Origin of the sequence: Mesorhizobium sp. M2A.F.Ca.ET.037.01.1.1 (assembly GCF_003998075.1) — a bacterium.
Classification (GTDB): Bacteria; Pseudomonadota; Alphaproteobacteria; order Rhizobiales; family Rhizobiaceae; genus Mesorhizobium.
In genome coordinates this window covers 1-6958 of sequence record NZ_RZSA01000273.1, presented here as the reverse complement: position 1 = coordinate 6958, position 6958 = coordinate 1, and the positions used below count along the sequence as shown (strand labels likewise).

Sequence of the window (6958 nt, the reverse complement as noted above, 5' to 3'; positions counted from 1 at the left end):
CCCTTCTGCTCGGCTTCGTCGATTTCGGCTATGCCTTTTATCAATGGAACGCCGCCGACAAGGCAGTGCAGGCAGGAGCGAGGCTGGCGCAAATCTCCAGTCCGGTCGCCAGTGGGCTTTCCCTCGAGGCAAAAACGCCAAGCGACTCGCTGGACGTGGGCAAGGCGGTTCCGGCCAACACATATAATTACATCTGCACGGCCAATGCCGCGGGAACCGCCTCATGCACCTGCGGCACCGGCGCAACATGCCAGAATCTCACAGCGAGCCAAGCTGTTTTTGACTTCATTTACACGGGCAGCGGCACCCGGTCGGGAATGCACACCTTCCTGCCCACGCTGACGAAGTCCCAGGTTCGGATACAATATCAGGCGTCCGGCCTGGGCTATTGGACACGTCCCAACGGGCCGGTACCGACCATCACGGTCAGCATCGTAAATCATCAATTCCAGTTCTTCTTCCTGGGCGGATTGCTCGGGTTCGACAACATCACCATGCCCTCCATGCTGAGCACGGTCACGGGCGAGGATCTAAAGAGCACCTACCCATGAACGCTATCGACACCAGAGTTCTCCCGACCAAGCGCAAGCAGGTGGCGCTGTTTTCCGCCGATGCGAATTTCAAGCGCGACGTCACCACGCGGCTCGACGCGCTGGCGATCTATGACGTCAAGGTCTCGGACGCGGCGGAGTTCCTTAAGGGGCCGCCTGTCGACAGCCGTCCAGGCATCATCATCCTCGATCTCGGCAATGGCGCGCTGCTCGGCAATCCGGCGATCGTCGAGGCGCGCGCGGCCTGGGCGTCGGTGCCGCTGATCGCGATATCGGACGAACTCACCTCCGAGCAGACGCGCGTGCTGGTGCGCATGAACGCGTCCGACTGGCTGCACAAGCCGCTCGACGCCAAGGAGCTGCTCAACGCCGTCACCTTCCACGACACCGGCAACCAGGGCACCAAGAGCCGCATCATCACCTTCATTGCCGCGAGCGGCGGCGCCGGCGCCACCACGCTGGCGATCTCGGCGGCGGAGCACTTGGCCTCGAAGTCGGCCGAGCGGGCGGCCGCGACCTGCCTCGTCGACCTCGACTTCCAGAGCGCCAATTGCGGCGCCTATCTCAACCAGTTCAACCAGTTCGACCTCTCCGGCATCATCGGCCAGCCGGACCGGCTCGATGTCGAGCTCATGGACGTCATCAAACTGTCCCGGCCTTCGGGCCTCACGCTCTATTCCTTCGAGCGGCCACAGCTGCCGTTCGAGCCGCACGGTTCCGATTTCGTCTTCCGGCTGCTCGACCTCGTCGCCTACCGCTTCGACGACATCGTCATCGACCTGCCCAACATCGAGACGCCGTGGCACGATTCCGTGCTGCGCACGAGCGACGAGATCTTCATCGTCTTCGAGCTCAACGTCGCTTCGCTGAGGCAAGGCAAGCGGCTCTACAAGAAGATTCGCGAATTGCGCGGCAACAAGGTCAGCATCACGCTGGTCGCCAACAAGCACAAGCGCAAATGGTTCGGCAACCACTTCTCGCGCAGCGAGCTGGAGAAGATCTTCAAGGCGCCGCATATCAAGTCGCTGGCGCTGGACAATGCGCTCCTGGCCGACGCGCTGAACCGCGCCATCCTGCCCTCCGAGGTGGATGGACGCGCGCGCTTCAACAAGGACTTGAAACGCATGTTCAAGGAGCGGCTGGACAATGCTCAGCGCTAGGCGCTTCGCTGCGATACACTTGGCCAGCGCGTGCCTCGCCGGGCTGACGCTGTTGTCGGCCTGCGGTCTGGCGCAAGCCGGATCGGGCCTGCCGCCGCTGCCCGCCATGGGCCCAAGCCTGCGCAAGGCGGTCGCCTTTGAAACCAGCGAGCAGCCGGGCACCATCATCATCCGCAAGAACGAAAAGGCGCTCTATTTGGTGACCGGCCAGGGCCAGGCGCTGCGCTACCAGATCAGCGTCGGCCGCGACGGCTTCGGCTGGACCGGAACGGTCAAAATCGCCTCCAAGACCGAATGGCCGGAATGGCGCCCGCCCAAGGAAATGCGCGCGCGCCAGCCGGAACTGCCGGCGATGGTGCCGGCCGGTCCCTACAATCCGCTCGGCGCCAGGGCGCTTTATCTTTCGCGCGACGGGCGCGACACGCTCTATCGCATCCATGGCACCAACGATCCCAAGGGCGTCGGTTTCGACGGCACGTCCGGATGCTTCCGGCTCACGAACACCGATGTGATCGATCTCTTCAAACGCGTCGCGGTGGGCGCAAAGGTGGTGGTTGAATGACGATGATCAGCGAGCCGGACGTTCCGGCAATCGAACTCGGTCACCGGGAAGCGGTTCCGGAAAAGCCCAGCCGGGCCAGGATGATCGGCGTCATCGCCGTCGGCGCTTTGCTTGTCACCGCCATCAACGTGACGGCCGCGGTCTATCTCTATCGCGGCGTCAACGACCTCAAGGCGATCGAGGCGCGGCTGGATCAGCTCGGCCAGTTCGAGCAGCGCATCGGCGCCCGCATCGACACCGTCAACAACGGTTTCCAGAGCCGGTTCGAGACGCTGGACCGCCAGTTGCAGGCGAATTTCGGCCAGATCAACGGCAATGTCGCCAGGCTGGAGCAAGGCCAGCCCGTCGGGGCCAGCGAACCGGCGCCCGGCGCTCCGGAGCCGAGCATGCTCGGCAACACAACGGTGGCGGATGCGTCCGCGGTCGATGAAAGCTCCGGCGACGGGCAGCCCTCGTTCAAGCGCAAGGTCGCGCCCCCGGGTCCCAACCCGTCCTACCAGCGCATCCAGCAGCCCGACGGCAAGGTCTATTACAAGAAGATCAACTGAGCCCGCGGGCCGCCTGAGCCGGCCGCTTACAGATCGCGCTGCAGCGCAAGCATGCGGACCGAACGTGCCTCGGCGCGCAGTTTCGCCTCGCGCAGGAATGCCACGTGGCAATAGGCGCACGCCGCGAGACCGAGGCACAGCACCAGGCAGTTCTGCAAGCTTAGGTCGACCATAACCGAGAACTGGAGGCCATGGGGTGTAACGAACGCGGCAACGGTGCTCGCCGTTTCCGCGTGACTGCTCTGCGCCATCATGAGCCCGGCGAAGATCAGCGCGGCATGATTGGCGAGGAAGAAGCCGGCCGACCTCTTTGCCTGGCAAATCATCCAGCAAGCGCCTGCCGCAAAGACAATGATAGCGGCGTCGACGGCCATCGACCCGCCGAGATAGACATGCGCCTGCTGCCAGAACATGGTCGAGAACGGCCGCAGCTCGAGCCAGGCGTGCCACACAGCGGGGCTCGCCGGATAAATGCCGAGAAGCAGCGCCGCCATCCGCTCCGCCGCTAGCAGAAACAGCATCAGGGCCGGAAAGGCAAAAAGCAGTATCGGCTTGCGCATCATGTCATCCCCTCGACATCCGATGGCCGATTCTAGGCCGCATTGGTTGCGCGAGACTTAACGCAACGCCTTGCTTTTCAAGGAATGTCGCTCATGTCTAATGTGCGAAGGGCTCAATGGTCGGGGTGGCGCCGTGTCGACAGGAGCTAACGGGTTGAGCTCGAGCAGCATCAGCGGCCGTCGGCACGATCCCAGAGAGGCCCGCGCGTGAGTCAGGCGAAACCGCCCAGCCGCCCGCTGCTGGCGCCGATGCTCGGTGGTCTCGGGCTGCTCGCCGGCATACTGCTGATCGCCGAGGGCAGGCGCTGGCTGCCGCCCGACCCGCCGCCGGTCACGCCGGCCCAAGATGCCGGCGACCTCAAGCCTGCCTCTCAGGTCCCGGTTCAAGAGACGCGGCCGGGCGAGCCGGCACGCAAGATCGCCGAGGATCTCATTGCGCCGCCGCCGCTCGACCCGTCAGGGATCGAGCGCATCGAGCCGCGCCCTCCGCTCGGCGAACTCGGGCTCGCGCCGCGACCGAAGACGCCGATGCCGCGGGATTGGCGCGAGACGCTGCTTTTCGGTCCGGTCGCGACCTCCTCGGCGGTCTTCGAGGCCATGGGACGCATGGTCGCCATCAGCGGCACGATCGGCATGGACCCCCGCAGGACATGCACGTTCGACAACACCGCCTGGCCCTGCGGCCAGCGGGCGCGGGCCGCCTTCAACGCCTGGCTCCGCGGCCGGGCGCTGAAATGCCTGCTGCCACCGGATGCCGACCGCTTCGCGATCGCCGCGCCCTGCGCGCTCGGCAAGCAGGATGTCGGCGCCTGGCTGGTCTCCAATGGCTGGGCGCTGGCCGCTCCCACCGGCATCTACGGCAAGGCGGAAGCGGTGGCGAGAGAAGCCAGGATGGGCATTTTCGGACCACCGCAATAGCGCAATCGCGGGAAAGCCGGTTTCCGTCGCGGAATTGCGTGAAAGCAGAATGGTCAGAGCGGTTCGGCGATTCTAGAAACCGAGAACTGGTCCAACGGCCAGGCAGGTCATCACTCGAGCCGCGGGCTGCGGTCGCATGCGCAGGCCGGATCCAGCGCTTCCCATGGAGAAAAAAGCCGACTTTGCATCAAATTGTACGCTTCCCTGAAACCGAAATTGCAACGGACCTCCTGTAAGCCAATGCGTCGAACAGGAGATTGGCCCTTGACCACGAAAACACCGACCGCGCCGGCTCAAACGTGGAAGCACCTCATCTTGCTGGCCGTGCTTGGCACCGCCGGCTGCGTCGCCCTTTCGCTGGCGCTGAACTACCTGATGCTTTTCAGCGACAGCCTGACGCCGTTCGCCCGTGGGGCAGTCACGGCCATCATCGTGCCGATCGTCATCGGTCTGCCGCTGTTTGCCCTCACCGGCTGGCAACAGATCGAGATCCGCCGTTACCGGCAGGAACTCACCAAATCCGGCACTTACGACCAGCTGACCGGCTGCCTGAACGGCAAGGTGTTCACATCGATGGTCGACAGGAGAGCGGCGAGACCGGCCGGTCCGCGCTCCGGCGCGTTTCTCGTCATCCATCCGGAACATCTGGCGTCGATCAACCTGCGCTTCGGTCTGGAATGGGGCGACGAGGCCTTGCGCCTGATCGCATCGGCCATCCGATCCGCGGTGCGCAAGGACGATCTGATCGGCCGGCTCGGAACCTCGATGTTCGGCGTCTTCCTGCCGGGTGCGAGCGACCAGGACGCCAAGGAGATCGGCGAGCGTATTCGCGGCGCGGTCGGCGAAATCTATTTCGCGCCGAAAGGCGACAAGGACGTGCTTGCGATCAGCGTCGGGGGCGTCGTCTTCGAACATGAGCTCGATTTCGAGGACATGTACCGCTTCGCGGAGGAAGGCATGGCCGAGGCCCCCGACGAAGCCGGCCTGCGGCTGTCGCACGTCACCAACTGAACCGGCGCGATCGGTCTGCTTCTTGGTCGCACCGTAAGCGCAGCTGGGCTGCGGGTGCGCGGGAACTGGAGGCCTCGCCCGAATCGAACCGGGATTGAAGGATTTGCAGTCCTCTGCGTGAACCATTCATCCACGAGGCCTCGCAGGCGGGGCATTGCCATGGGTTGGCGCCAGAACCATCGTCAGGCGCTGCCCGATGCGGCAATTACAGGGAAGGCTGGTGCTGCGAGAGAGGATTGAACTCTCGACCTCTCCCTTACCAAGGGAGTGCTCTACCACTGAGCTACCGCAGCCTGCGATGGCGGCGCTTCTGCCATATCGAACCGGCAAGCGCAAGGCCAAGAAAAACCCAAAGCGTCGGATCTGATTCTTGGCCGCCATTAAGCGGTTTGGGACGCTAATGCGCGGCCGATCCACAGCGTGAAACCGCCGGACGGCCTGCTTTCATGACATTGCCGGGCCAAAATGCTACCCATTGCGGAATCGCAGCCGGCTGACCGGTCAGGGATTGGACGATGGGCGAGAAGACAAATCCACCGAAAAAGGGCGAAGCCGTGCACAAGGAACGGCTGGCCGAGGCGCTGCGCGCCAATCTGCAGAAGCGCAAGGCGCAGACGCGTTCGCGGCGCGCTGGCGACGCCGATCAGCGGTCGGAAGGCTTGCCGGCTGCTGGAAAAATGCACAAGGACTGACCAAATCAGCCATACTGCCCGGCCATAGTCGGTCCGGTTCTAGGAAAATCCTATTTCTTGAACCAAGCCGGCCAATGGTCTAAGCCGGGCGCATCAACCGATTGAACCGGCCTGTTCTGGCCGAGGGGACGTTTTCTTATGGATCGCATCAGAATTGTCGGCGGCAATGGGCTGGCCGGTACCATTCCGATCTCGGGCGCCAAGAACGCGGCGCTGCCGCTGATGATCGCCTCGCTGCTCACCGACGACACGCTGACACTCGAAAACGTGCCGCATCTGGCCGATGTCGAGCAGCTGATCCGCATCCTCGGCAACCAAGGCGTCGACTATTCCGTCAACGGCCGCCGCGAGAGCCAGCAGAAAGGCTATTCGCGCACGATCAATTTTTCCGCCCGCAACATCGTCGACACCACCGCGCCTTACGAGCTGGTGTCGAAGATGCGCGCCTCCTTCTGGGTTATCGGGCCGCTGCTTGCCCGCATGGGCGAGGCCAAGGTGTCGTTGCCCGGCGGCTGCGCCATCGGCACGCGCCCTGTCGACCTATTCCTCGAGGGCCTGCAGGTCCTTGGCGCGGAACTCGACGTCGACAATGGCTATGTCCTGGCCAAGACCCGGAATGGCCGCCTGGTCGGCAATCGTTACGTCTTCCCGAAGGTTTCGGTCGGCGCCACCCATGTGCTGATGATGGCGGCCTCGCTCGCCAAGGGCGAGACGGTGCTCGAAAACGCCGCGCGCGAGCCAGAGATCGTCAATCTCGCCGAATGCCTGATCGCCATGGGCGCCAAGATCCACGGCGCCGGCACCTCCACCATCACCATCCAGGGCGTCGAGGCGCTGTCCGGCGCCCGTGTCCGCGTCATCCCCGACCGCATCGAGACCGGCACCTATGCCATGGCGGTGGCGATGACCGGCGGCGATGTGGTGCTGGAAGGCGCGCGGCCCGACCTGTTGCAGAC

Annotated in this window: 9 protein-coding genes and 2 tRNA genes; 8 read left to right on the top strand and 3 right to left on the bottom strand. The window is 64.2% G+C overall.

Going from position 1 to position 6958, the window contains the following annotated elements:
- From EOA27_RS15540 to EOA27_RS15525, 4 genes are all read left to right on the top strand, one after another.
- Window positions 1-551, top strand: a 551-nt coding sequence (locus EOA27_RS15540; protein WP_145970363.1) for a TadE/TadG family type IV pilus assembly protein, incomplete at its 5' end; no start/stop codon positions are given.
- Complete coding sequence (locus tag EOA27_RS15535) at window positions 548-1711, top strand: AAA family ATPase (RefSeq protein ID WP_126079125.1); 1164 nt, start codon at window positions 548-550, stop codon at window positions 1709-1711. The genes EOA27_RS15540 and EOA27_RS15535, both read left to right, overlap by 4 nt.
- On the top strand, window positions 1698-2273 hold the full coding sequence (locus EOA27_RS15530) for a L,D-transpeptidase (RefSeq protein ID WP_126079126.1): 576 nt from the start codon (window positions 1698-1700) through the stop codon (window positions 2271-2273). The genes EOA27_RS15535 and EOA27_RS15530 overlap by 14 nt, the downstream gene beginning before the upstream one ends.
- Window positions 2270-2821 (top strand): hypothetical protein, encoded by a 552-nt coding sequence (locus EOA27_RS15525; RefSeq protein ID WP_126079127.1) that lies wholly within the window; start codon window positions 2270-2272, stop codon window positions 2819-2821. The genes EOA27_RS15530 and EOA27_RS15525 overlap by 4 nt, the downstream gene beginning before the upstream one ends.
- A 26-nt stretch (window positions 2822-2847) precedes the next feature.
- Here the strand turns inward: EOA27_RS15525 and EOA27_RS15520 are convergent, their stop codons facing one another.
- The gene (locus tag EOA27_RS15520) at window positions 2848-3384 is read right to left on the bottom strand and encodes a hypothetical protein (RefSeq protein ID WP_126079128.1); all 537 of its coding nucleotides are present in this window, start codon (window positions 3382-3384) and stop codon (window positions 2848-2850) included.
- Window positions 3385-3588: 204 nt separating this feature from the next.
- Here EOA27_RS15520 and EOA27_RS15515 point away from each other — a divergent pair, with 204 nt between their 5' ends.
- Both EOA27_RS15515 and EOA27_RS15510 read left to right on the top strand, forming a co-directional pair.
- The gene (locus tag EOA27_RS15515; RefSeq protein WP_245467244.1) at window positions 3589-4299 is read left to right on the top strand and encodes a thermonuclease family protein; all 711 of its coding nucleotides are present in this window, start codon (window positions 3589-3591) and stop codon (window positions 4297-4299) included.
- A 264-nt stretch (window positions 4300-4563) separates the two neighbouring features.
- Entirely contained in the window at window positions 4564-5310 is a 747-nt protein-coding gene (locus EOA27_RS15510) for a GGDEF domain-containing protein (protein ID WP_245467245.1), read from the top strand.
- Window positions 5311-5376: 66 nt separating this feature from the next.
- Here the strand turns inward: EOA27_RS15510 and EOA27_RS15505 are convergent.
- Together EOA27_RS15505 and EOA27_RS15500 are read right to left on the bottom strand one after the other, a co-directional pair.
- A tRNA-Cys gene (locus EOA27_RS15505) sits at window positions 5377-5450 on the bottom strand.
- A 78-nt stretch (window positions 5451-5528) separates the two neighbouring features.
- Window positions 5529-5603 (bottom strand) — tRNA-Thr (locus EOA27_RS15500).
- Between the two features lie 222 nt (window positions 5604-5825).
- On the opposite strand from EOA27_RS15500, the gene EOA27_RS40705 reads away from it, so the two are divergent.
- The gene (locus tag EOA27_RS40705; protein ID WP_189343246.1) at window positions 5826-6002 is read left to right on the top strand and encodes a hypothetical protein; all 177 of its coding nucleotides are present in this window, start codon (window positions 5826-5828) and stop codon (window positions 6000-6002) included.
- 138 nt (window positions 6003-6140) lie between these two features.
- A partial coding sequence (locus EOA27_RS15495) for a UDP-N-acetylglucosamine 1-carboxyvinyltransferase (RefSeq protein WP_127256620.1) occupies window positions 6141-6958 on the top strand: 818 nt, incomplete at its 3' end.